This window comes from Plantactinospora sp. BC1, assembly GCF_003030345.1.
Taxonomy (GTDB): domain Bacteria; phylum Actinomycetota; class Actinomycetes; order Mycobacteriales; family Micromonosporaceae; genus Plantactinospora.
The window spans coordinates 7,767,152-7,793,396 of record NZ_CP028158.1 but is presented as its reverse complement, the minus strand read 5'-3'; the positions used below and the strand labels follow the sequence as shown (position 1 = coordinate 7,793,396).

Genomic DNA, 26,245 nt, shown 5'->3' with positions numbered 1-26,245 from the left:
CCCCATAGCATCATACTCTATCTACCTATACCACCGCAGGCCGCCCAGTGACATCTTCCCATGTTGGGCCTGACCAGATCACTCAACAAAGTGGGAGCCTCCACTGTTTGTGAATTTGCACGAATTCGTAAATTACTCGGAGGCATCAACGTGAAATTCGGCATTGACTCACCGGATTCATACACGCGAACCGCACGTACCGACGAGCTCCCACTCTCCACGGCAAACCCCTGTGTATCGTCAAGCGACTGCCCGTATCGGGCGTATACAGCGACTCGCGTTCCTTCGGGGACGGTGAAGTTGCCATTGGACAAGCTGTGCTCCCCGTGCCCCGCAAAGACACGCTCTCCATCGGGTCGACCACCCTCCACTACTCTACGCGGCGGTGCCGGGCCCGGCCGCCCACTAGGGCGAGCCAAGCTTCTCGACAAAGCCCCGCCTACACCACGTCCAGCCACCTGGCTGGCGACAGCACCGCCGACGGCTGCGCCAGCTGCGCCGAATGCGCCGCCGATGACACCTCCGAGGAGCGCCTCGCCGGCGAGTTGCCAGCCGCTCTCATCGTCTTCATCGAGCGCGTTAGTGACGAGCGAGCCGACGGCACCACCGACAAAACCGCCAATGGCTGCACAGCCGACGGCGCCCACGCCGAAGCTCCCTGCCGTGCAGGCGGAACCGACGATCACGCCCGCCGCGATACCAGCTGCCGCGCCCACCGCGCCCGCATTACGGCACCAGAAGCTGGACTGACACTCGCGCTTCTTACGTTCCGCAATCGCCTGCGCGCGCAGTTTTGCGGCGTAGGCGCCAGTGACTGCGGTGTTCTTACTCTTAGTGTCGGGCCAGTTACCCTTGTTGATCTCGGGGTTTGCCTTGGGGACGTTGCTGCTGCAACTGTACGTTCCGGTGCCGCCGCCGCAGTCGGGTCGCAGGCCGGTCGGGTCGGAGTGGGTGATCGGGCTGTTGTAGCTGTAGGCGTAGGCGTTCCACTGTTGTGAGTCGGCCAGGTCCATGACCGGGTCGACGGAGATGAAACGGCCGAGGATGCTGTCGTACTGCCGGGCTCCGATGTTGACCAGGCCGGTGGGGTCGATGTCGCCGCCGACGAAGCCTTTGCTGTTGACCCATACCGGGCTTTCGCCACGACTGTCGCCGTACGGGGTCTGCCGGCGGATGGTGACGGCCTGGGTGCCGTCGGCGCTGATGGCGGTCTGTTGGGTGCCCTGGTGGTCGGGGTAGATCCAGGTCAGGTCGCTGATCGCGGAGCTGCCCTTGCGGCTGGCGCAGATGGTGCCGGCGAAGCTGTAGTAGCGGGTGCCGGTGTTGACTCCGCCTTCGCGGCGGATCTCCTGGCCGGGTAGGTAGAGGGTGGTGCCGGTGGCGTCGCGGCGGATAAGTCGTACGCCGTCGGCGTCGTAGATGTTCGTTTCGATGGTCTGGCCGCCGGTGGTGACGGTGGCGAGTTTGCCTTCGGCGTTCCACTGCAGAGTCTGGCTGTTGGTGGCGGTGGTGCAGTCGTTAGCGGTGATCGCGGCCGGTCGGCAGGTGGTGTTGCCCGCCTGGTCGTAGTCGTACTTTGCGGTGACAGCGGGTTGACCTGGGCCGGTGGTGGTCATCTGGGTGACGGCGTGTGGTCGGACGACGTCCTGCCCGCCGGTCGGCACGGCGTAGGTGCGGGTGGTGTCACCGGCCGGGGTGTGGCTGGTCTCGGTCAGTCGTGACCCGGTGGTGTCGAAGGTCCAGTCCTGCCAGTACGGTGCCGGCCCGCCCAGGCTGTCGATGGTCGGGTCGGGGTCGCAACCGACTTCGGTCTTCGGCGTCCAGGCAGTGGTGAGTCGGCCGAGGCTGTCTTGGCGGAAGCACTGGGTGTCGGCTTCGCCGGCGGTCGGGGTGTCGGCGATGGCGGTGATGTTGCCGGCGTCGTCGTAGTCGTAGTTGCGGTCGGAGACCATCCCGTCGGCGGTTTCCCGCTCGATGGTGACGCGGTCGACGCGGCGGGTGTCTTCCTCCCGGCGGACGACCTCCTGGGTGTACTTGCCGCCGGGCATCTTGTAGATGGATCCGGAGCGTTCTCCGTAGGCGGTGTAGGAGGCGGTGGCCATGGTGCCGGCCGAGCCGGTGAGGCTGGTGTCCAGCCGGGTGGGCATGCCCGTGGTGGCGTCGTAGTCGGTCGTCAGTTCTTCGGTGACGAGACCGCCGGCGCCGGGGTACGACATCGTGATCGGGGTGCCGGTGAAGTCGGAGTAGGTGTAGGCGTAGAGGTAGGTGGCGTTCAGACCGGTCTCGGCGGCCGGGATGACGTAGTTGACGCCCTTGGGCTGGTAGCGGTTGTCGAACTGGCGTACCTGCCATCGGTAGGCGTTGTTCGATCCGGCCGGTTCGTAGCGGGTGGCCTGGGTGAGTTGGCCGCGGTAGCCGCCCTGGCCGGTGTAGAGGCTGTCGTACTTCCACTCGGCCCGTAGCGGGCCGGTGGCGGAGTCGTCACGCAGTTGCGTCTTGCGGCCGATTTGGTCGTAGACGTACCACAGCACCTCGTTGTTGGCGTCGGTCGTCTTGACCAGTTCGTCGAAGTCGTTGTAGGTGCTGGTGGTGACGCCCTTGTCCGGGTCGGTGACCCGCCAGTGCCGGCCCTGGACGTCGTACTCGTTGATCCACTCGTTGCCGGCCGGGTCGATGCTCTTGACGAGCTGGTCTTTGCGGTTGAAGACGTACTTGGTCTCCTGGTATGGCCCGCTGACGCCGGCCGGGGTGGTGTGCTGCCGTACCGCGACGGTGCGACCCTCGATATCAGTGAGGGTGGTGGTGGGTGTCGCGCCTTCCGGTGGGGTGACCTTGGTGAGGTCCCCCTCGTGGCTGGTGACGGTGCGCCACTTCTCGACCAGGTTGACCTCCCCGTCGCCAGCGAAGTAGATCTCGTTGGTGGGGCGGGACGCCCGGTCGAAGAGGGTCTTCGACACGGCCGCCACAGACCATTCGGGTTCCCACCACAGCACGCCCTCGGGTGCGCCCGGCTCGGCGTGCGCCGCGTAGGAGGTCGCCGGCCGTCCGAACTCGTCGTAGATGGTGTCGGTGACCACCCGGTCACCGCTGCCGCCGAGGGAGATGGACTGGGTCTGCCGGGGGCGCAGCAGGCCGTCGAGGATCTGGTACGAGGTGATGTAGTTGCCGTCCGGGTTCAGCGTCTGCGACCGGACATACGGGTAGGCGTTACGGCCGGACGCGAAGGTGTAGCTGTACTGGGCGGAGGGTTTGGTCGGGTTGTCAGTCCTCGACCAGCCGAGCTGCCAGACCTTGGCGACCCGTCCGAGGGCGTCGTACTCCGCTTCCCCGCTGATTTTCCCGTTGGGGTCGGTGGACTTGGTGGTGGAGCCCCAGTACGGGTTGTAGTCCTCGCTGGTGACCCAGTTGTACGGTGCCGGGCCAGTTGTGGTGGTCTTGGTGACCGGTCCGCCGACGGTCGGGGTGTAGGCGGTGGTGGTGACGTTGCCCTTGACGTCGGTGTTGGTGAGCTGCCGACCCGTGCTGTCGTAGCTGGCCTGGGAGGTGGTGCGCCACGCCGTTCCGGTGGCGCGGGCCCAGTCCTTCAGTTCCTCGGTCTTCGTCACGGACCCGAATCGGGGTGCGGTGTCGACGCTGGTGGCGCCGTCGTAGTAGTCGCGCGAGTCGGTGATCACGTCGTGGACGCTCGTCGGCAGTGCGTCGCATGGCAGGGCTGTGGTGGTGGTCTGCTTGACGAGTTGGGTGAGATTCTTGGTGAGGTTGCGGTTGTAGCTGTAGGTGACGCACTTCTCGTCGCCGGTGGTGGCGATGTCGCCGTCGTCCTGGGACCAGTTGATTGTGCCGTAGCGGTGGTCGAAGTCCTGGTGACCTCGTGAGACGCGCCAGCCGCGGTCGCCATCGACGCCGAGTGCGGTGGCAGTGTAGGTGGTTTGCGTGTCGGTGAAGCGTGCCTCGACCAGGTCGCCGTTGATGGTGCGGCTGGCGGTCGGTTCGGAGCGCCACGGGACGTGCACGGTCTTGGAGACTGGTTTGCTCTCCACGCCGTTGTAGACGATCTGTTCGCGGATTTGTCCGGCGAACTGGTCCTCGTCGTAGACGGTCTCCGAGCCCAGCGACGCGGTCACCGGTACATTGCGGGTGCCACCGGACGGGCTGGCCTTGTCGCCGTGCATGCCACGCATGAACTTGGTCACGGCCAGGGTCTGGGTGGCGGCCTCGTCACCGACCCGGGTGTTGACCTGGGCGTAGCCGCGCCATTGGCTCCACGTCTTGCGGTCGGGCTTGGACAGGCCGTCGTCGTCGGCGTAGTGCCACGCCGGATCGCCGCCGTAGTCGTACCAGGTGTGCTTCGTCGGCGCCTGGTGCCCATTCTTGAGCTGCACGTCGTCTTCGGCGACGTGCTCGACCCGGTACTTGTGCCACCACTCGGTGACCAGCTTCTTGCCGGTCAGGTCGGCGGGGTCGGGCACCTTGACCGGGTAGCAGAGTTTGGTGTTGGTGTGCGGCTGCAGCGTCTCGACCATCGCCGCGGTGCACTCGGGCTCCGAGTAGTCGACCTTGATCCGTGAGCCGGTCTCGGTGACGATGCTGGAGATCCGCAGCCAGTTGTCGGTGGTGCCGTGCTCGGTCAACACCCGGTTCGCCAGCGACTCGGCCTCGAATGTCACCGGCGGCAGATTCACTGTGCCGCCGACGAGGCCGGCGTGGTCGATGCGGTCGAGCCACAGGCCCTCGTGGGTAGAGTCTGCGGTCGCGGCGTAGGTGTGCGACAGGGTCCAAGACTCGACGTCCTGCCAGCCCGGGGTCGGCCTTGTCGTGTCCCATACCCGCGTGGTGATCTTCTTCAGTCGCTTCGAGGTCCAGAACGTCGGCGTGTACTGCTGCGGGCAGGAGGTCGCGGTTTCCTTGCACTCCTGGTCCCAGGGTGTGTCTTTCCAGTTCTCCTTGACCGGGGCGGATTCGGTGCCGCAGTTGGAGGTGCAGCGCATGTCGGGTTCGAACACCACCCGGGCGTACGGGTTGACGCTGCGCTCGGTCACGTCGTGGGTCGCGGCGGTGCGGTCGTAGGTACCGTAGTCGATCCGGGTGAGGTACCCGGCCCGGTCATAGGACACGTCGTCGGAGTCGGTGGCATTACGGGCGTACTTGTTGGTCTCCTTGCCGTACCAGAACGACATGGTGTTACCACGCACGTCAACGACGTAGTCGAGGTTCCACCGCCACGCCTGGACGCAGTCGGAGCCGGCGAAGGTGGTTTTGCGGCACGGCTCGCCGGAGTGGTTGCCGAAAACGGGAACAGTCAGGGTCGAGTTCGTCTTGGCACTCTGACCCGGCAGGCTGTGCAGGCCGAAGAAGTACTGGGTGCCGTCGGTGGTCGTCACTTTCCAGTACTCGCCGACGTCCCCGTAGGTCGGGTCGCCCGCGTCCCCGTTCGACGCGCCGGTCAGCTTCTCGATCTTCGACCCGTCCTCGCTGCGGGAATGCCACCCCCTCCCCGACTGGAAGATGAGTTCACCGCCGCGACCGTTGAGGCTCATCGTCGCGTTGTCCGACCGCCAGCACTGGTCTCCGCTCGAGGTGGTGCTGTTCGCCCCGTTCTTCGAGTCCTCCGCACAGGGGACGTACCGGCGCTCGATGTAGCCGGGCGAGTAGTCGAATCCCTCCCCGATCCATGACGGCTGGTTGTTGGTGACCTCGGACCGACCGTCGACGCTCGAGGAGGAGTAGGCCAGGGAGATGTCCGGTGCTGGGCCGGTCGCCGGCGGCGTCCGCAACGGGTAGCTCCAGGAGAAGTCACCGGAGGAGCCGCCGGCCGACCACGTCGACGAAGGAGCCAGACTGGTGGCGGCGAAGTCACCGTCGCCGCCGGACGGGCCGGCGGCGAGGACCACGAGCGAGGCCGTCTCTGCGGTGGGCTGCTGCGTCGTCCGGGCGGCGGCCGTCGACGGTGGTGCCGGCACGGTCACCTGCGCCGACGCCACGCCTGCCGCGAGGTCGTTGGCGGTACGCAGCGGTACCGATCGGCACTGCGGCGCCTCGGGTGTGGTGAGCGCGCAGACCGGTACCTGCCACAGCCGAAGCCGGGAAGCCCATGACCCGCCGGACGCGTACCGGAACTGGTTGTAGTCCACCGACAGCGTCGCGGTGCCGCCGGCATTCCCGTTCGGGGCGGCGACCTTCAGCACCAGGCCGTCCCGCCACGCCGGCGGAACGGTCTCCCGATCCATCAGTTCCAGATCCAGAGCGGATAGTCGCTTGCCGGCGTCACCGGCGACGCGCCCCACCCACACCGGCATCTTCCCGGCCTGGATTCCCCGGCCCGCAACGGTGCGCGCGGTCGTCGTCGGCAGTTCGACCCGGGCGGTCGCCGCTGCCGGCCAGATCGGTGTCGGGGCCGGCTGGGAAGTGACCCGCTTCTGCGCCCACGCCTTGGCGGTCACCGGCCCGCCGTCAGCGTCGAGCTTCTCGACCGGAGGTGCCGCGGGCTTCTTCGGCGGAATGTCCGGCGCGGCGTACCCGGGATTGCCCGGCAGCAGCGACAGCAGTAGCGCCACGACCACGCCGCTGACGACTGCGCGCCGGGTACCAGTGGCCGTTAACCGCCGATGTCCGCGTCGCGAACCGCATGCCGACCCTGCGAACATCAGCTCTTCCCTCCGGAGATGAATCGGAAGATCACGTTGTGGACGTTGATGGATGTCATCCGGTTCGATCGGCTCGCATGTGTCGTGATCACTGTCTGCGCGGCGGCAGCCGTTGCGGGTGAGGTCACGACCAGGCCCTTCCTCAGCGGCGCCACAGGACCTGCCCGTTCGCGTCGAGCAGGACCAGGTCGCCGTCGTCGCGGAGAACAAGACGGTCCGCGGCGGTACCCCAGGTTCCGCTGTCCCATAGCGCGACGTCGTCCGCGCTGTAGAGGACCAGGTTCCCGTCGACCTGGAGCAGCAGGTGAGCACCCGGATTGTTCGCGGTTCCGGAACTCCACAGCGGATGGCCGGCCTGTTGCAGCACCAGGTTGCCGTCGGACTGCACCAGCAGCTGGTAGTTACCGATGTCCGACCGCAGGTACTGGCCCTCGGTAAGCTCCTGGCCACGGGGCAGCACGTTGGTTCCCGGGGTCACCGGGATCTGAGCCTGGTGCCACTCGAACACCGCGGTATCGGTCATCGCCCCCTGCAACACCGTGATGTCGTCGATGCCGCCGGTCCACTGGTCGACGATCTGGTCGTGCCACAGCGCGCGGCCGACAAGCAGCGGGCCCGACGACGCCATCGGCCGGAACGACACCTTCTCGGTGGCCTCCCACTCGCCGTTGACGTAGAGGCGGATCTCGCCACGCGAGGCGTCGTACACCCCGGTCAGGTGCGTCCACACATCCTCCTGCGGCACGGAGGTCGAGCTGACGCTGGCGGTGGCCGTCGTCGTGACGTCCTCGTCGCTGACGCGGAACTGCCACTGACCGGTCGTGGAGTACTTCAGCCACGCCGCGCTCTCGTGCGTTCCCCGCTGCGACACCGCGGTACGCATCCCGTCGAGGCGGTCCAGCATCACCCAGGCCGACATGGTGAACGAGTCGTCGGTCCGCAGTACCGGCGTCTCCTGCCACTGGGTGAACTCGTTGCCGTCGCTGTCGGGCGGTGTCACGCCTGTCTTGACCGCGCTGCGGGCGTACTCCTCGGACGGTTCGGTGTAGCCCTCCTCCGGGAAGTACTCGTAGTCCAACCAGAGGCCGGAGCCGCTGGCGGTGTGTCCCGCCCCGATCGCGGCGCCTCTGGTCAGAGCGAGCCACCTGTCCCATGCGGTCGTCGTGTCCGGCGCCTCGCAGGTGTCCTTAAGGTTGGCCAGGTAGCAGGGTGTCGCGGCCTCGAAGTTCCAGTTCCCGACCTGGATCGGCGTCAGGATCCCCGGTTCGTTGAACCCACCGGAGAGCGGATCACTCGCCAGCTGCCCGGTGAAGTCGTGGGCCACCAGCACCCGGTCGAACACCTGCATCTCGGCTATCGCGCCGTTCCACCAGTTCTCCACCGCGCCGGAGCCGAAGCCCCGGCCCACCGCGAACCTGCCAGCCGCCTGCCACGGCACGGCAGTGCGATCAGCCTCGGCAACCTGCTGGCCGTCGACGTACAGCCGGATCTTCTTCTCCGTCGCGTCGTAGACGCCAGCCAGATGAGTCCAGCGCCCGACATCCGCCGCGGTGATCGCCGTCGGGGACACCGCCATCCGCGACGTGCTCGACTGGGCGGCGGTGTCCTTCATCAGGAACGACCAGTACGGCGTCAACCCGGTGCCCATGCGCCGTACTCCGAAGTCGAACCCGGCCGCGTCCTGACCCTCCTGGGTCGCGATCTTCACGTCGGCGGTAGGTAGGGCACCGAGACGTACCCAGGCGGCGACACTGAACGAGGCGTTGGTGTCCACCACCTTGGCCGTGGTCGTGGCGGCGGACGAGAGGCCGTTGAAGGTGGCGGCCTGCCCACCGACCATTCGCTGACCATCCGGCCAGGTCACATTCGCGGCGGTGAGTGAGGAGTCGGTCGGCGCCTTCTTCCGGTCGCCCAGCGCCGCCGCCTGGTTGACCCCCGGATAGGTTTGCAGACCCCACTCGGCGACCGGCGGTGACGGGCGCTTGACATCGAACTCGACCGACCCGTACCCCTCGTTGAGGGTGGCGTCGATCGCCTTGGCCAGCAGCACGTTGCGGCCGAACCCGGGCGCGGTCAGATCGACCTCCGCGTACTTCGGACCACTGCCCTGGGCGGCGATCTCCTTGGTCGCGGCGTCCCAGCCGTACTGGAACCTGGTCACGTCGGTGTCCGTCGACTCGAACCGGAACCGGCCCTTCATCCCCGGGCCCGCCGGTACCGTCAACACCTTCACCACGACCGGCGGCCGCTTCGTGTCAGCGGCGAACTGACACCACGCCGACCATGATCCCGTCAGCGAGTACGGCGCCTTGTCCGTGCCCCTGGCCCGGAACGCATACGTCTTGCCAGTCGCGATCGACAGCGCGCTACTCGTCGCCCGGGCGTTAGGAGTTACACCCGCCTTCGCCGGTGGTGGGGTCTGACGGCCCGGGAACGTATCGGTCACCACCCCCATCCCCTTGACCGGCACCTCGATCCACTCGAACGTCCCGGTCAACGAGTCGGCCCGGTCCGCGTCCGGGAACACTGCCGACAGCGTTGGGGCCAACGTGCCGACGGTCAACACACTCGAAGCCGGGCAGGCGACCCCGGCGACCTGGAGCCCGTTCGGTACGCCGGGCTTGCTGTCGTAATCCACGTAGAGCTTCGCGTCATTGGGGAAGAACTTCTTCCACCGGTCCTGGGTCGACTCCCCCGAGCCCTCCCCGTCCCGCGCGGTGAACCCGACGGTAATCGTCGACGACTTCGCGGTCGCGGCGCTCCGCAGGTGGCTCGTCACCGTCGACCCCGAGAAGTTCATGATCATGTCGGGTTGGATCGAGCTGCACCCCCCGGACTCGTTGGCGTGACCCGAGGCGGTGTCCAGAAGCGCCTTCAGCCCGGTCGACCACGACGCCTTCGGTGTCGCGTTGACCGCCGACGTCGAGTACATCGACGTCACCGTGTCACCGCACGACCAGGAGTGGTCAAGCTTCATCTGCACGTACGCCGACTCGACGTGTTTGCCGGCCAACGAAACTCCGTTCGCGGTGGTGGAGAACTCGAAGAACGACCGGTAGACGGCACCGGTGTCCGGGTTCAACCCCACCCGGGCCACGCTGTAGTCGGTGTTCGACGAGTTGTTGTTCGTCGCGTACGCCCACTTCGTCTTGTACACCGACCACGCCGGATCGACGTACATCGGAAAAACCGCGTCCGGGGCGGTGAGCAACTCCGTGTCCGGGCGCAGCAACAGATCCCCGCCCGACACCTCCACCTCCACCGGCGCGACCCGGGCAGCGTCCCCCGCAACCGCGGACGTCGACTCCGCCGACGACGTCCTCTGCCCTGCCGAACCTCCCGCCGCGCCGGTGCGCGAGTCCCACATCACCGGCGGCTCCGCCGAGGCAATGACCCTGGTGCCCGCCGCCGCCCGAAGCCGCCCATCCGGACCCGATCGCACCTGCACACTTCCGCCAAGACCGAACCGGATCTGCCGCACCGCCGGATTCGCCGCAGCCGCCGCCGACTTGACCACGAGCACATGGCTGAACCCCGTCCACGTCGCCCGCACCACCAGGTCCACACCGGCCAACACATCCGGATAGGTCGCCGAGTCACCCGAGAGAACCGGTGCGGGCAATGCGCCCCCCGGCCACGACATCTCCATCGTCTGACCGTCGCGCGCAAGCACCACCAACGGACCGGAACCGCCCCCGGAGAACGCCACGTCGGCTACTGACGCAACAGGCCGCAACAGGCCGTCGGCGCCACGAGCCAGCGTAAGGTCGACGTCCGCCCAGCCTCCCGCCTTGCGGGTCCGCTGCGGCACGACTCCGGACTCAAACCGCAGCCGTCCATCCGGCTGCGCCACCACCTGCGCGAACTCGGTACGCGAACCCTCGACCAGAACAGGCTCGGCACAAGCAGCAGCCATCGCGGACGCCTCAGCCTCGGAACCAGCGACCCCCGTACACGCCGGGGCCGCCGCAACAGGACGCGACACGCCCGGCACAGCCAAGGCGCTCCCGGCCACCACCGCCACCACCCACACAGCCAGCCTGCGGCACCACCGACGGCCCACGCCACACCCCTAACCGCTCGGAGCAACGGCGAAGACCATAAACACCCTCCGCAGTCTCACGCCAACACTGGGCAACAAGGCCGGAAACGATCAAGAACGGACACCCGCAACCGGCTCGTTGAAGGCAGCGAAGTGGGGTTACTTCGGAGAGTCACCGACATTAATAGGCAGCCAACGATGTTGTGATCTAGGCCATAAAGGCGGAGCGATGGGCATGTCCGTGCTGGAAGAAGAGGCCCTCTTGGGACCCCTTGCCGCCGGGTCCTGGTTGGCCTTACTCGAGATGGTGCGGCGACACCGCGTCGACGTAGGTAGGTCTCGACCTGGACCACTGCGATGGTCAGCCGGCGGGTCTCTGACCGCCTAGTGTGGCGGCCGGGTCGGCCGGCAGGCTGACCGGTGGAGGTACGACCGCGTCGGCGCCATTCGATGCGGCGCTGTCGCGGCTGAGGAGGACGCGTAGCACCCGATCCGGTCGCAGCAGGCTGGTGGGCGCAGCGAGCAGGCCCGTCACGCGTACGAACGCGGCACCCAGGCTCGCGTCGGTGGCGGCTGCGGCGTGCAGCCGGGGCAGGTACGCGTTGACCATGCGGGTCCGTGCCGTGCGGCGGCCGGTTACCCTCGGGGAAGACAAGATCCGAGCCGGTGGCGATCTCCCACGGCGCGTCGACGACTTTGGCTATGGCCGGCTCGGCGGCCAGCTGTCCCACAGCGGTGTCGGTCGTCATCTGGCGTCTCTCCCTTGATCGGTCGATCAGCCCGTTATTTCCAGTCCCGCGACAGGTCGCTCACTCAGGCTAAGGTACTGACAACCGCCGTTACCGCCAGCAAGATCACACTCAACACGAGCCCGCTCGTCGCCCATTTGACCACTCGGTACTTGCGGGCCGCGATGGTCGCGCTGTGCCAGATCAGATCGGACAGGGCGACGTGCAGCATCCTCCGGTCGCGGGTGAGCGCTTGGAACTCGGTGGCGTACGCCAGGGAGTCGGCGAAGCGCTCCGCGATGTCCACGCAGAATAGCGGCGCTTGCACCGCCCGGCCGCCCCGGACACGCGGGCTGACGGCCACGATCGCCGCGACTGCGGTGCCGATCACCGACAGCGCGCAAGCTGCGACCGCGACGACGAAGACCGGCGCCGGCCGGTGCACCTTGCCGACCAGCGTGTAGAGCAGGCCGCCGAGTACTCCGGCGCCAGTTAGGGTGGCGCCGGCTTTCGTGTCGGCGTGCTTGGTCCACTCGACGACGAGCGAGACCATGTGCCAGGCGTCGATGACGTCCGGTTTTCGCGGCGCACGGGTCATGGTTCTCCTCTTGCGGGGCGGTCCTGCCTCTCGACATGCAGCAGGAGGGTCCCGACGATCAGCAGTACGGGGCTTAGCGCTGACGCGGCTCCGCCCCCCGGGTCATACATGCTGAGCGCTCCGGCGCCGTGACTGACCCATAGGGGGAGGCTGGCGACGCACACAGCGATAGAAATCCACTGCGGATGACGTCGGCCGGCCGCGTTCGCCCCCAGGAGGACGACGGTCAGGCTCAGCGCCGTCGCCCGTGCGGCGACTCCGTCGCCGGCCAGGATCTCGACGGCTACCTGCCCGGACGCGCCCGTGGCGAGGACGCCCCACGCCGCCGCCTCCGCCCTCATGCCGGCTCCTCTGGAAGCTTCGCCACCAGCTCGCCGCGACGGAAATCAATCAATAACCGTCTCAACAGGTCGATTAGCGTCCGCTTGTGCTCGGCGTCCAGGTCGCCCAGGAAGTCCCGCAGCACATTCGCGATTACCATGGCCGAGTTGTCCGGCGCCGAGCCGAGCTTTTCGGCGATCCGTTCGAACCGGTCGTCCAGCAGGCTCTCCATGGCGTCCGGATGGCGGTCGAGCCAGTAGGTGCGGGCGACCTCGGGCCGCCGGAAGATGTCTTCCCGCAGGTGTCGCAGCCGCTCAATTTCGAGCTTGTCGTTCATCTGTCGCAGCGCCAGCTTGGTCCGCAACTCCTCCCACTCAGCGGCTGTTCGCCGCGCCTCCTCGGTCGCGGTGAGGGTCGCCGTGACGGTGAGGCGCCGGACGGGGACGTCGGCTGGGATGGTGATCTCGCGCAGCCCGGCGTTGACCCTGAGCTGGGCGGTGTCGAGGTGGATGACGCTCAGGTCTCGGGTGACCCGCTCGGCGCGGCGCACGATGGCGCCGCGCAGCCAGTCGCGCAGGTCGCCTCGGGCCGGGTCGCCGAACCAGCGTGCCGTGAAGAAGGCGGAGAACCAGCCGCCCTCGACCCGGCTGGGCAGGGTGGCCGGGAACGCGTCGTCGATCCACGTGACTGGCGGGATCGCGGCGGCGGCCGTCACTGCCGGCCGGGCCGGGAACAGGCGGTCGAGCCAGTCAGGCATCGCCGTCCCCCTCCGGCTGCACGGCCCGGACCCAGCCGAGAATGGTCGCGTTGGCGTTGCTGACCCGGTCGACCAGCCGCTCGCGCAACGCCGCACGTCGGCTGGACACCGCCCGCGTCTCCCAGCCGTAGGCGAAGGTGCGGACGCAGGTGATCCGCAGCGCAGAACCCGGACCGCGGACGGACGCCGCGAGCACCTCGATGAGCCAGCCGGCGAAGTGCTCGTCGTCGACCGCCTGGTCGAGCCAGCTGTAGAGGGTGTCGCGCAAGTGCTCCGGTTCGTCGAGGTGCTCAAGCAGGTTGCCGACGGCGGCGGGCAGTGCCGGGCCCAGGCCGGCGTTCTGCTCGTACGCGACGCGGATGGTCGCCGTGCCCAGCGTTGCGACGACCCGGCCGGCCACCGTGAAGGCCGGCGCCGCTGGGTCGCCGAGCCATTGCAGCAGACGCTCCAGCACATCGCGCTGCAGGGCGGGGCGCTGCCACAGGTCGATCACGGCCTGCACGACCAGTGGGACGAGTGGCCCGTCGGCGCGCACCGCGAGGTTCTTCACCCGGGTCAGGGCGACCTGGGGGTAGGCGTCGGCGAGATCGCCGGTGCAGACCTCGGCGACCAGCCGCCACACGTCGATGCTGGCGGAGTAGGTGGCCCACTGGTTGAGCCGGGCCCGCATCCGCGCGCCGGCCTCGGGGCTGAGCGCCACTGCGGTAACCAGGGACGCCAGCACCGGACGCAGCAGGCCGGACAACGCCCACCGGTTGGCGATCCGCAGTACGAGGCCGATGTCAGAGCGCCGGCGGACTACCCCGAGCACCGCGCCGGCGACCAGCTGGGCCAGTTGGGTCGCCTCGTACTGTCCGGGTACCTTGGGCACCTGAATCAGCCAGTCGGTGAACACCCTCCGAAAGCCGTCCGAGCGGTCCGTCAGGAAGTACTCGACCACCGATTCGGCGTACGAGGGCCGGTTGAAGTAGAGCCGTGCGTCATCGCCCTCGAGTCGCGCATCGATCGCCTTGGCCAGCTGCCGCACCCCGGCGGTGGTGACGCTGTTTCTCCCAACCTGCCGGCCCTCCAGCATCTCGGCGAGTTCCTCGGCGCACCTCAACACGCGCCCCGCCGGACTGGACTCGAGCACGGCGGCCGCGAGCAGAAACAGCCGTGCGTCGACGTCTGGGTGCTTGCCGAACCAGTCGTCCAGCTCGTGGGTCCACTCCTGGTAGGCACCGACCACCTCACCGACGATCCAGTCGTCGTCCTGTCCCGCCTCGGCCCGTCCGGCGGTGTCGACCATCAGATCGGCGAGCCGGGCGACATCGCGCGGCGAGGCCTTGCACATCAGCTCCTCGACGCGCTCGTCTCCGATCATCCGGGACAAGTCGCGGCCCGGCCGGCGGGCGCTTACCCGTGCGGCGAGCAGCTGCCGCCGGTCCGGGATGCATGCGGCGAAGGTGAGGTCGGGCCACGACTCGCCGGTCGCCCGCCACGCCACCTCCCGGGCCACCACCACTAGGAAGGCGCCCTTGGCAGCCAGCCGATCGCGGTACGCCCGCAACTGCCGCCCGAACTCGCCGGAAGTCGTCTCGTCGTCCGGGTGGACGAAGAGATAACCGGTACCGGCCTTAGCCGGCAGGTCGGCCGCAAGGAACTGCCCGGGCTGTCCGGCGTCCCAGGCGGGGATCCGTTCGAGCGGTACGTTCAACCGGCCCAGCGCGGTAACGGCTGCGGTGTGCCGGCCCGATCCCGGCTCGCCAAGGAGCACGACGCTGTGGTGCGCCCGCAGCCGTTCCACGACCTGATCGGTGCGCAGTTCCTGGCCGGCCACCGTGCGGAACGACCGGTCGACGTATGCGGCGACGGTCGCGCGAACGTACTCCGGGTCCAGGCGCTCCATTCGACGCAGACGGTCCACCTGCACCAGGAGATCCCCGGCGACCGATCCGACGACGAGCCCGCGGTTACCCGCCGCGTTGATCTGGGTCTCCGCCAAGCGCTCCTCGATCTCGCCGATGTCGACGGTCTCCGGCGGTTCCAGCAGCTCGGTCACGACTCCCTCCCGAGGCCGATGTTCATGTCGCCCTGGACGGTGCCGCTGACACCGCCCCTGTTGTCCGGCGCGTTGATCACGGTCGACGACCCTGCGGGGGCCGCCTTCTTCTCCGGTGTGGAGGAAGGGTCGACCGGCCGGAGCGCCGGCACGGCGGCGAGGCTCCCAGACGGCTCGGGCACGTAGAGCCAAGCACGTTGGGCGAAGCTCTTGCCCTCCACGGTCGCCGGCACCTCGATGAGGCGGTCTGGGTGCACGCCGGCGTATCCCTGCAGCACCACGTCCTGATAGACCCGCTCGGAGATGATCGCCGCCACGAAGGTCACGCTGGGGCTCGCCGCGGACAGGATCGCCTTCACAGGTACGGAGTCCAGCAGCCGATGCGTGTCGTTGCGGGCAGTGCCGTTGCCGCTCAGATAGGGGTTCGGCCCATCCTTCACCGGTCCGACGTTGATGCTCACCCTCAGTTGCATGCGAGCGTCGCCGGACCGAGTGTTCGCATTGTGCCGGGCAAGCACCCGTTGCAACTCCGGCAGGAATGGATGCAGGAGGAACGGCAGCACATTGGTGGGCACACCGATGGCGAAACCGTCGCCGGTCGGCCCGAAGAACGCCGGCTCGTTCCAGGCGTCGGCCAGCCCGGCGTCGGCTAGTGCCCGTTCCACCACCTGCGGGATCAGTCCGCTGATGGTTTGGTGCAGCCGGCCGGGCAGATCGGTGAAACCACGGGCGTCAACCGCGAGGATTCCTCGGTAGGGCGGCAAGGTCTCGGAGGTCACGTACGGGACATCGGGCTCGTCGGTCATCTGCGCCTCTTCGTGTCGCACGACATCGGACACCAACAGGATGCGGATCGCCGCCCGCGCCAGACTGCACACCAGTGGGCACTCCGGCCGTGATGAGCGCGACAGCGGGGCGGGGTCAGAGCTCCGCGATCGTGCGCAGCCGATCGAAGTCAGCGATGACAACAGCCCGCCGGGCTGTGCGGATGATCTGCGCGGCCCGCAGCGCTCCCAACTCCTCGACAATGGCGTTCCGGGACGCGCCCGCGTAACAGGCGAGGTCCTGCTGGGCCATGCGGATCACCGTGTTGTCGTGCAGCCGCAGCAGGGCACGGGCGACCCTGGCCCGCACCGGCAGCAGGGCTATCTCACTGCGCTGGGTGTCCGCCTCGCGCAGCCGTTCCACCGTGTAGAGAGTGAAGCCGGCGAACACCGCAGGACGGGCCACGAAGGCCCGGAACTGCGCCGCCGTGACCATCTGCGCATCTACCCGGCCCAACGCCACGACGGTCGCCGACCGGCGGCCCCCGTCCAGGGCAGCCATGTCACCCAGCACGTCTCCTGCGGTGCGACAGGTGAGAATCGCCTGGCCGCCGTCGGCCTCGACGCGAACAACCTTGACCGTGCCACGCCGCAGCGCGTACACGTGCCGGCCGACGTCGCCCTGATGGAACAGAATCTGCCGGTCGAGGAAGTGAACAGGTACACCGGAATCGAGCAGCCCGAACCAGTCCTCCGCCGGAATGCGGTCGGCCAGTTGCCGGGCCATCCTGACCAGAACATCCGTCACATACAGAAAGTAGTTCATTTAAAACGCTACGTCGATACGGTCGTCCTTCGACGTGATCCCGGGTAGCTGCCCGGTGTCGATCAACTCCTGGCGGCGCCAGGTATAGATGGTCTGGTCGCTGATCTGTAGGTCCCGAACCGGGTCGGCCACCGATCGGCCGGCCTTCAGCAGATCAAGGACCTTGCGGCGGCGGAACTCGGGCGGGTAACTCCTCGGCACGTCTCTCCTCAACGAGTGGAACGCACGAGAGTCAACCAAACCGACTCCACCAACCGGGGAACATCACTCAGACAACTGCCAGCTCCTCGATCATGTCTTCCTCCCGCGCCTGCCGATCGACGGACGCGCGGGCGCACCTACCTCGCTTACCCAGGATCGAGGTTCGCCCGCACACTCGCCAGCATCGACCAAAGTAACGAAGAGGGCCGACAAGTCTGTACTGCCGATCATAAGCTGAGTTGCTCGCGGCAATCGGCGAGGTACACAGAACTGCAGCCAGCCCCACATCACCACACAGCAACGCCGATCAGCATAAGATCGTCTGCACCGTCATCCAACGGCGCTCCGGCTATCGGCTGCAGGCCCGCCCCGACCACACCGTCGGCATCGCGTCGGAGCCAGAGCCGCCCCACCGCGGCGTCGCCATCACGGCGGGCAAGGACGATACGACCTTCGTAGAGGTCGAGTTGCCCGGAGGTGATGGGCTCGAAGACCTCGCCGGGCGCCTCCGTCACCAGGAATCGGCGAGTCGCGGTGAGGGCGGGCCCGACGTCCGAGAGCGATACCCGCAGCGCCCCGGTGGGTGCCAGGTCGTGTTTGCCGAGGAGGCGGCTGAGCACGTCCGCCGCCACGCCGCGACGTAGCTGCTCGTGGTAGCGCTCGTTGCGGAACACCCGGAGGCAGCGGTAGCAGCTGGTCTCCGGGCCGCATTCACAGTCGCGGACCCGCTGCAGGGCCTGGTCGAGTACGTCCCGCAGCCGCTCAGCGATGCGGCGGACGTGGCCGGCTCCTCCGGGCACGGTGTCGTAGAGCATGATCACGCTGCGGCCGGCTTCGGTTCGGTAGACCGTCGCGTCGATATCGTCGCGAGAGATCTCGAGCGCGCGTACCGCCCCCTCCACCAGCGCGTACGCGACCGATCGCCAGACGGGGTCCTCGACTCCGATCACGACCGCACCGTCGAAGCTCAGGTCGAGGACGTCCGTCTGATATTTGTGGGCCAGCGACAGGTTTTCCATGCGGCCACGGCACTCGCGGCCGCTAAGTGGACTCTCGTGGTCGACCCGACCGTCGATGGCCCGGCCAGCGAAGCCACAGGTCGCGCAGACGAGGAAGCCGCGTCCCATCGCGCCGTCACTGATTGCCACCAGCTCGCCCCGGGCACCGGCCCGGATGGTGATCGCGCCTCCGGCAAGGTCCAACTTGTCCGCGTAGAGTTCGGCACCCGGCGACACGACATGGGTTGCGCCGTGCCAGGCCCGTCGCGGCGCACTGGTGGGTCGCCGGCCGGTACCGCGTGCCGCGACGAACCCGAAGACGGGAATGGCGTACTGACGAGGTACGCCGACGAGGGCGGCACCGCAGGCCGGGCACTCCTGGTCGAGGCGGTCGATCGAGTCGCGGTAATGGCCGCATCCGTCGCACACCGCGTAGTAGCGTCGCTCAAGGTCCCGCCCGGGCAGCCGGTACAGGCCGGCCGACTGCCAGACCAGTCCCCCGGCGACGACCTCCGCACCGGGTGCGTACTCGTAGATGGCCGACGAGAGGTCTCGGGAAAGCTCCAGTTGCTTGGCGATGGGGGCGTCCGCGAAGGCCAGTCGCAGCTCGACGGTGTCGACGGGAAATCCGTACTTTGGCAGGACGTTTCGGTTGGCGAGCAGCCCGAGCAGTTCGCGGCGAGTGATCGTGTTCATCACGCGGCCGTACCGCGCGGCCTTGTCGTCCTGGCGGGCGGTGAAGGCCTCCTGCCGCTTCTGCTCGTACGTGTCGACATCCTGCTGCAGCTCGGACCGGACCGACTCCAGCAGGTCGACCAGCTGCTTGACCCACTCTTCGGAGTCGACGCCGATGATGTCGCGCACCTCGGCCGGCAGCACCTGCCGCAGCGAGTCGCTGACCTGCGGCGGCACCGGTGTAAGGAAGTCACGGACCAACGTGACCGGGGTGATCCCGTCGTCTCTTGGCAGGAAGAACTCCCCTGCTGTACGCCAGATGGTGCCGTGGGTCCGAAATTGGTGCCGGAAGAACGCGGCGAGCGCGACGGAGTGGGCGTGCCGCCGATCGATGCGCACGTTGGTCAGGGGCACGTACGGCGCCCGGACCTCCCCGGCGATCATCCGGTCGGGCTCGGCGAAACGGGACAGGTCATGCGAGCGGCGCTGGGCATAGGTGAGCACGAGCGCGGCTGAATCGGTTCGGCGGCCGGCCCGACCGGCCCGCTGGACGTAGTTCGCGGTGGTCGGAGGCATGTTGCGCAGCATGACGGCTTGCAGCTCGCCGACGTCGACGCCGAGTTCGAACGTGGTGGAGCAGGAGAGGGCGTTTACTTCGCCGCGGACGAACTGCTGCTGAATTTCAGCGGCTCGCTCGCTGGTCCACTGGGCGGTGTGTTCGAGGACGCGCAGCGGCACTGGGTACATGTCCCGGTAGACGTTGCGGTAGTGGTCCGGGTCGGTGCCCGCAGCAGGGGGCGTCCATGGTTCGAGGTCGCCGGTGCAGGCCATGGTGGGGCAGGTGGCGCGCACGTTGAATGGGGTGAGCTTTCGGCACCTGCTGCACTGCCACATGGTCAGGCCGCCGGCCGTCGGCGTGCAGGTGATCAGGGCGGAGTCGAGCTGATGGACCTGGCCGATGCCGACCTCGGTGCCGGCGATCAGCCACTCGGCCTGTGGCCCCCTGCTCAGCAGGCGCCACACGCCCTCCAGTAGTTGGATCGGGTCCGCCTGCCGGTCGAGCCGAGCAAGCACGCGGGTCACGAAGTCGACCCGCCGGTTGGTCCCCTTGGTCGGCAGCCAGCTGAGGACCTTGCGGCGCGCGTCGGAGCCGATGCCGCGTACGTAGATCGGGCCGAGCCGCGGCTGGAACGCCTCGTCGCGGGGGTTCACGCCGTCGAGGGCACCGACGGCGCCCTGGAGCCGAATCGATCGGATCAACTCGGAGAGCAACGCCCAGACCTCTTCGTCGCTGAGGCCGAGCGCGAGCAGCGGCTGGGGTGGTAGCCACGCGGGGTCGCGGGACATGTCCCAGGCGATGAGTCCCCTGCCCTCCAGGGAGTTGCGTTCGTCAACGCCGACGGCCTCGACCTGTGCCCAGAGGGCGACCTGCCTCTCCCGGGCCTGTCGGCTCTGCCGCCGTTCGAAGATGCCGTACCGGTCGGCTACTCGGGAGGTGTGGTAGACGACGTCGGTGAGGCGTACCTCGTCGTCAGCCGCCGCTGCGGCGACGGCACCCTCGTGGAGCAGCCGCCGGCGCTGCACCCGCTCGTAGGAGTCTTCAAGGTATGGCGCGAAGTAGGCCGCCGACTGCCGGCTGTCGCTGAACAGCAGCAGCTTGCGTCCGCCGCCTCGTAGGCCTCGCTGGATGGGATCGGATGCCATGGGCAGCTTCTGATAGAGGGCGGTCGCCAGGACCGAGGCGGAGGCTTCGTTGCCGCTGGCGAAGAGCCGGATCAGGCCGGCTCCGCGTCCCCCGCACGAGAGGCATGCAGTGAGCTCGTCGCTGCGCTGCCGCAGGAAACGTACGGCGCGCATGGCGCCGTCCGGGCAGCGCGGGCAGTGGGCCGCCTTACCGATCTGGAACACCCCGCACCGGGTGCACAGCGCGCCCAGCTCGCCGGCCGCTTGGGCAGCACCGCTGAACATCTCCTCGTCCTCGTCGGTCGCCACGTCGTCGACCAGCGCCATCCACACCTGCTGCTCGTCGCGGGAGCGGCGGGACCGGAACACGGTGAAGGTGCCGACCCGCTCCAACGTGCCCATCAGGTAGACGGTGCCGCAGCGGCGGCAGGTACCGAACTCGAAGGCGGCGTCGCCGCACCGTCCGCAGCGCTCGTGCCGGGTCAGACTGACGTGCGGCCCGTTGGCTCCGAGGCAGGCGAAAGCTCCTTCCGTCGCGCGGGCGAAGAGGTGGTAGCGAGCGGAGAGCACCGGGGTGCCGGCCTCATCGTGGATGCTGTTGGCGAGAGCGACCATCGACGCGGTCTCGGACGCGCCGCTAACGGGGAACAGGGCCTGGGCGACCTCGTGCAGCGGTATCGGCCCGTGGGCGAGCAGCGCCTTGAGCCGGCGAACGCGCTGCTCGTACGCCAGCGCCTCGGCCGGGTCGCCCCCGGCGTACCCGTGCTCGCGGGCGAGGGCCACGACGGCGCCGGCGGGGTCCGGCGTGTTGAGCAGCTTCTCGTACGCCGTGGCGGGCAGGGGTCCCCACTCGGGCCCGGGCGGCAGCTGGACCCGGTCGGCGGTGATGACGTCCTGCCTCGCCTCATCGGCGGGGTCGTACTCGAAGGGGACGGGGAAGAGGGAGGCAGCGAAGTCGACCACCGCTGACATGTCGCTACCGACGGTCGCGCTCGTCGCGATGCACTGCACCGACCGGCCCGAATCCACCCGGTCGGCGAGTCGGCGCAGCAGCATCGCGAGCTCGGCCCCGCGAGCCCCGTCGTAGACGTGCGCCTCGTCGACGACGATGAACTGCCAGTGCCCGGCGTGCTCACCCTCGAAGAGGTCCATGTCCAAGGGCCGCAGCAGTAGGTATTCGAGCATGGCGTAGTTGGTCAGCAGGAGGTGCGGCGGTCGCTGCTGCATCTCCTCCCGGCTGAGCAGTTCGTTGGGCAGCGACCGCTCGCCAGGGTTCTGCTGCTCGAAGACCTCCACGGCCTCCCGGCGACTGCGGCGGGTCTCACCCGTGTACCGACCAAAGGTGATGTCCGGCGCCTCGGCCAGCAGGCCCCGCAGCCGCTTCATCTGATCGTTGGCCAGCGCGTTCATCGGATACAGCAGCAGCGCCCGCACGCCAGGCCCGAGGCTGGCCGCCGCACGTTCGGCCATCAGCCGGCTCAGGATGGGGATAAGGAAGCTCTCGGTCTTGCCGGATCCGGTGCCGGTAGCAACGACGATGTTGCGCCCTGCAGTTGCCTTCCGGATCGCCCGCTCCTGGTGTTGGTAGAGCGGACGGTCCATGGCCAGCCCGGCGCCCAGGCAGGCCATGCCGGGATCGAGCACGCCCGCGTCGATGAGTTGCCGGGGTGTGGCGCTGGTGACGTAGGGCGGGGTCGCCTCGAGCAGGGGACCCTTGGTGATCTCCTGGTTGATCGCGTCGCCGATCGCAGTTTCGAGCGCGCTCGCCAGCCGGGGATCCTTCGGCTCCACGAGGGAACGAAGATAGCGCCGGTAGGTGGAAACGATCGCGTCACTGGTGGCGAGGGGGTCGAGGATCATTCGGATGCTCCGGCTCCGGTCAGGAGGAACTCCGCGAGGAGAAGGTCGATCGCGACGAGACGCGGCGCGCTGCGGGCGAGCGTCGCGTGTAGGGGAAGGATTCGTGGCAGCAGCCCGGCCGGAGCCACGTGCCCTCGGGCGGCCAGCCGCGCCACGAAGGCGAACGCCAGCGACAGCGCGGGGAGAGCGAGCCACCCTCGAGTCGGGTTGCGGGCCTGCACCGCGGCTACCACCCGCGGCCCACCGCACTCGGCTAAGGGCTTTTGCAGGGCGCGCAGCAGCCCCTCCGCGTTGCTGGAGAGCCGTCCCAGGCCGGGCCGCACCCGTACCTCGAACAGGTGACGGGCCGCAACCATCCGTTCGTCGGCGTCGAGCAGGCCGCCGGGAACGACGCGCATCGCCCGCCACACCCGGTCGCGTTCCTCCGCCGGCAGCAACGCGAACACCTCGGCCGACTGGTCGAACCTGCCGACCGTCTCGTACGGATCGGGACCGCCGGCGAGCAGTTGCGTTGCCACCGCACCGCATACCGCGGCGATCTGTTCGCCCAGGTCGGCATCTGAGGCGATTTCAGGCAGCCGGTGGGCCGAGGCGAGCATGGCGGCCAGCGGGCTCGCTGTCCATAGCCGCGCCTCGTCGGTCGCACTGACGTACCTGTCGGGAGGCAGGGCGATCAGACCGGAGTGCACCAGGGGTGCGACCACCTGGTCAGCCGAGGCGCGGTGCTTGGTGAGCACGGCCAGCGCGGCGGCGGGATGCGGGCGCAGGAGCGGCGCGGCGCCCCGGATGTTGGCCGTGACACCTCGGATACGAAGGTCGTCCGCGCGGGTAGAGGTCGAACAGCAGCGGCGCGATGTCCGGTAGGTCGGGCAGGGCAGCTGCTCCGGCCAGGTACGCCGAGACCGCCTCACCCGCCGGGTCCTGGCCGGTCGGCTGCCACGTCAGCTCGGCGAGGTCGAAGGAGTTGTCGCGGCCGGGCCACTCCGGCCAGTCCGACGGCAACCACGGATCCTCGATGCGCAACAGCGCCACGAGTGGCCCCGCCGTGATGACCCGCGTGGGCAGTGGGTCGCTGACCAGGTCCGCGCTGAGGCGCGCGAGGTATGGCGGCTCCCACGGCGCGTACACCTGGTACAGCGCGGCCGTCAGCCCTTCGGCCCGCACGCCGTCGACCAGCACCAGCCGGTCGTCCTCGAGGTGCACCGCGCTGGCGAGGCGTCGGGGTACGCAGCGCGCTGCCGGGAAGTCCTGCCCGTCGAAGCGGACGTCGAGCTGGGCGAGCCCGTGGGCGCCGACCGTGTCGGCGATGGCGGCGAGCCGGAACCGGGCCATCGGCTGGCCGTAGGTTTCTCCGGACGGAACGGTTTGCAGCTCGCGGCCCCCGGACCGGACGATCAACCGCGCGTCGACCGCCCGCGGTAGCCGCACCAGCAGTTCACCCTCGCCGATTGTCTCGGTGTCCAGACGCAGCGGTTGCAGGGACCATTCGCCGCGGCTGCCGCCGCCGAGCCGTTGGAGCGCCATGTGGGCGGGCGTGACCCGTACGGTGGTCGCGCCGCCCGGGCTGTCGAGCTGCAGCTCGACAGCGGTGTCGGCGGGGCCCAGGTGGGTCATTGGGGGCGTGACCGATAGGTCGGGCAGGGTGGCGTCGGCTCCTACGGTGGCCGGTTCCAGCCCGTTCGCCGTGATCTCTCGCCAGGCGGGGTGGGAGATGACGGACAGCCCCTCGGCGAACTCCAGCGTCCGGGCCAGGCCGCGGCCGAGCGGACCCCGAACGGTGATCTCGTAGGGGCCGGCCAAGGGGCGGGCAAGGTCCCGCCACGGGTCGACCGTCGTGTCGTGGACGCTCCTATGGTGCGTCAAGTGGTTGAGGGTGGTGTTTCGAGGCGTCGGTAGAGCTCTCGGGTGATGTAGCGCTTGAGGCAGCGTTTGATCTCGCGGTCGGTTTTGCCCTGGGTGCGGCGGCGGACCAACTCCCACCGACCCGGCAAGCCCGGGGGGGACTGCTGCTGCGGACGTACGCCGGGTATAACCACCGCCACCGGCCCGGTGTTCCGCGATCCGCCCCCACCCACCACCCGATCATGACCAAAAACCGGACACCCGGGCGGAGACGGGACGGCCGACCCGTGCTCTCCGCCCCTGACCCTCGGGCACCAGCGGGGCATGCCGCGAATCGGCCCGACGGCGAGGGCTGTCCGTCAATGTCCGCCGTCCCGACCGGTGCGAACGCCGCCCCGGCCTGCCAGACTTCCTGGTGCGCTCCGGACGGCGGGCGAGCCTGGCGGGCAGGCTGGACGGCCGTGACATGCTACGGCGGATCGGGATCGAGATCTTGAGGAGGCAGCGTGAGCCAGGAAGTACGCGGCGTCATCGCCAGGGCCAAGGGTGCGCCGGTCGAGGTGGCCACCATCGTCGTACCGGATCCCGGCCCGGGTGAGGCCGTGGTGCGGGTACAGGCCTGCGGCGTCTGCCACACCGACCTGCACTACCGGGAGGGCGGCATCAACGACGACTTCCCGTTCCTGCTCGGGCACGAGGCCGCCGGGATCGTGGAACAGGTCGGCGCGGGGGTGACCGACGTCGAGCCGGGTGACTTCGTGGTGCTCAACTGGCGGGCCGTCTGCGGCAACTGCCGGGCCTGCCGGCGCGGCAAGCCGTGGTACTGCTTCGCCACCCACAACGCCAGCCAGAAGATGACCCTGACCGACGGCACCGTACTCTCCCCGGCGCTCGGCATCGGGGCGTTCGTGGAGAAGACCCTGGTGCACGCCGGGCAGTGCACCAAGGTCGACCCGGCGGCCCGGCCGGCCGCCGTCGGGCTGCTCGGCTGCGGGGTGATGGCCGGGCTCGGCGCGGCGGTGAACACCGGCGGCGTCACCCGGGGCGACTCGGTCGCGGTCATCGGCTGCGGTGGTGTCGGCGACGGCGCGGTCGCCGGTGCGGCGCTGGCCGGCGCGACCACGATCATCGCGGTCGACACCGACCCGCGGAAGCTGGACTGGGCCAGGGGGTTCGGCGCGACGCACACCGTCGACGCCCGCCAGACCGACCCGGTGGAGGCGATCCGGGAACTGACCGGCGGGCACGGCGCCGACGTGGTGATCGAGGCGGTCGGCCGGCCGGAGACCTGGAAGCAGGCGTTCTACGCCCGCGACCTGGCCGGCACCGTCGTGCTGGTCGGGGTACCCACCCCGGAGATGAAGGTGCCCGAACTGCCGCTGCTCGACGTCTTCGGCCGGGGCGGGGCGCTCAAGTCGAGCTGGTACGGCGACTGCCTGCCGGACCGGGACTTCCCGATGCTGACCTCGCTCTACCTCCAGGGCCGGCTGGACCTGGACGCCTTCGTCACCGAGGAGATCGCCCTCGACCAGGTGGAGGACGCGTTCGGCAAGATGCACCACGGCGACGTACTGCGGTCCGTGGTGATCTTCTGATGGCGGCCCGCATCGACCACGCGGTCACCTCGGGCACCTTCTCTCTCGACGGTCAGACCTTCGACGTGGAGAACAACGTCTGGGTGGTCGGCGACGACGCCGAGTGCGTGGTGATCGACGCGCCGCACGACGTGGACGCGATCCTGGCGGCGGTCGGTGACCGGCGGGTGCGGGCGATCCTGGCCACGCACGCGCACGACGACCACGTACGCGTCGCGCCGGCACTGGCCGAGGCGACCGGTGCCCAGGTGCTGCTGCACCCGGCCGACCGGGTGCTCTGGGACATGGTGCACCCGGAGGTGCCGCCGGGCGGTGAACTGGCCGACGGGCAGTCGATCGAGGTCGCCGGCACCACGCTGGAGGTCCGGCACACCCCCGGGCACAGCCCGGGAGCATGCTCGCTCTACGCGCCCTCGCTCGGGGCGGTCTTCACTGGCGACACCCTGTTCCAGGGCGGCCCGGGGGCGACCGGGCGGTCGTACAGCGACTTCGGCACGATCGTCGAGTCGATCAGGCGGCGGCTGTTGAGCCTGCCGCCGGAGACGGTGGTGCACACCGGGCACGGTGCGAGCACCACCATCGGCGCGGAGGCGCCGCACCTCGACGAGTGGCTGGCCCGGGGGCACTGACCGGAAGCCGTCGCCCCGGGCGCGGACCCGGGCCGAGGCGG

At 68.9% G+C, this 26,245-nt stretch carries 13 protein-coding genes; 2 read left to right on the top strand and 11 right to left on the bottom strand.

Annotation, left to right across the window (positions count from 1 at the left end; all coding sequences use genetic code 11):
* Nucleotides 1-17: 17 nt before the first annotated feature.
* From C6361_RS34165 to C6361_RS34105, 11 genes are all read right to left on the bottom strand, one after another.
* On the bottom strand, nt 18-6,644 hold the full coding sequence (locus C6361_RS34165) for a putative adhesin (RefSeq protein WP_107270296.1): 6,627 nt from the start codon (nt 6,642-6,644) through the stop codon (nt 18-20).
* Nucleotides 6,645-6,786: 142 nt separating this feature from the next.
* Nucleotides 6,787-9,894: a LamG-like jellyroll fold domain-containing protein gene (locus tag C6361_RS34160; RefSeq protein ID WP_369930932.1), complete on the bottom strand. Its 3,108-nt coding sequence runs from the start codon at nt 9,892-9,894 to the stop codon at nt 6,787-6,789.
* Between the two features lie 1,605 nt (nt 9,895-11,499).
* Complete coding sequence (locus C6361_RS34150; RefSeq protein WP_159079614.1) at nt 11,500-12,012, bottom strand: Pycsar system effector family protein; 513 nt, start codon at nt 12,010-12,012, stop codon at nt 11,500-11,502.
* 337 nt (nt 12,013-12,349) lie between these two features.
* Nucleotides 12,350-13,090 (bottom strand): hypothetical protein, encoded by a 741-nt coding sequence (locus C6361_RS34140; protein ID WP_107270288.1) that lies wholly within the window; start codon nt 13,088-13,090, stop codon nt 12,350-12,352.
* The gene (locus C6361_RS34135) at nt 13,083-15,131 is read right to left on the bottom strand and encodes a hypothetical protein (RefSeq protein WP_107270286.1); all 2,049 of its coding nucleotides are present in this window, start codon (nt 15,129-15,131) and stop codon (nt 13,083-13,085) included. Before C6361_RS34135 ends, C6361_RS34140 begins: the two co-directional genes overlap by 8 nt.
* Nucleotides 15,128-16,009: a hypothetical protein gene (locus C6361_RS34130; RefSeq protein WP_199853150.1), complete on the bottom strand. Its 882-nt coding sequence runs from the start codon at nt 16,007-16,009 to the stop codon at nt 15,128-15,130. Before C6361_RS34130 ends, C6361_RS34135 begins: the two co-directional genes overlap by 4 nt.
* A 43-nt stretch (nt 16,010-16,052) precedes the next feature.
* Nucleotides 16,053-16,721, bottom strand: coding sequence for a Crp/Fnr family transcriptional regulator (locus C6361_RS34125; protein WP_107270282.1), 669 nt, complete (start codon nt 16,719-16,721; stop codon nt 16,053-16,055).
* Nucleotides 16,722-16,922 carry a transposase gene (locus tag C6361_RS34120; protein ID WP_199853149.1) on the bottom strand — a complete coding sequence of 67 codons (201 nt, stop codon included), beginning with the start codon at nt 16,920-16,922 and terminating at the stop codon, nt 16,722-16,724.
* A gap of 287 nt (nt 16,923-17,209) precedes the next feature.
* The gene (locus tag C6361_RS34115) at nt 17,210-22,138 is read right to left on the bottom strand and encodes a DEAD/DEAH box helicase (protein ID WP_107270280.1); all 4,929 of its coding nucleotides are present in this window, start codon (nt 22,136-22,138) and stop codon (nt 17,210-17,212) included.
* Nucleotides 22,135-22,842 carry a hypothetical protein gene (locus C6361_RS34110; RefSeq protein ID WP_159079613.1) on the bottom strand — a complete coding sequence of 236 codons (708 nt, stop codon included), beginning with the start codon at nt 22,840-22,842 and terminating at the stop codon, nt 22,135-22,137. The genes C6361_RS34115 and C6361_RS34110 overlap by 4 nt, the downstream gene beginning before the upstream one ends.
* A 4-nt stretch (nt 22,843-22,846) precedes the next feature.
* The gene (locus tag C6361_RS34105) at nt 22,847-24,001 is read right to left on the bottom strand and encodes a hypothetical protein (protein WP_159079612.1); all 1,155 of its coding nucleotides are present in this window, start codon (nt 23,999-24,001) and stop codon (nt 22,847-22,849) included.
* Between the two features lie 485 nt (nt 24,002-24,486).
* On the opposite strand from C6361_RS34105, the gene C6361_RS34100 reads away from it, so the two are divergent.
* Nucleotides 24,487-25,575, top strand: a complete 1,089-nt coding sequence (locus tag C6361_RS34100; RefSeq protein ID WP_107261871.1) for an S-(hydroxymethyl)mycothiol dehydrogenase — start codon at nt 24,487-24,489, stop codon at nt 25,573-25,575.
* A complete protein-coding gene (locus tag C6361_RS34095) occupies nt 25,575-26,204 on the top strand; it encodes an MBL fold metallo-hydrolase (RefSeq protein ID WP_107270274.1) in 630 nt (209 codons plus the stop codon). Before C6361_RS34100 ends, C6361_RS34095 begins: the two co-directional genes overlap by 1 nt.
* The last annotated feature ends 41 nt before the right edge of the window (nt 26,205-26,245 follow it).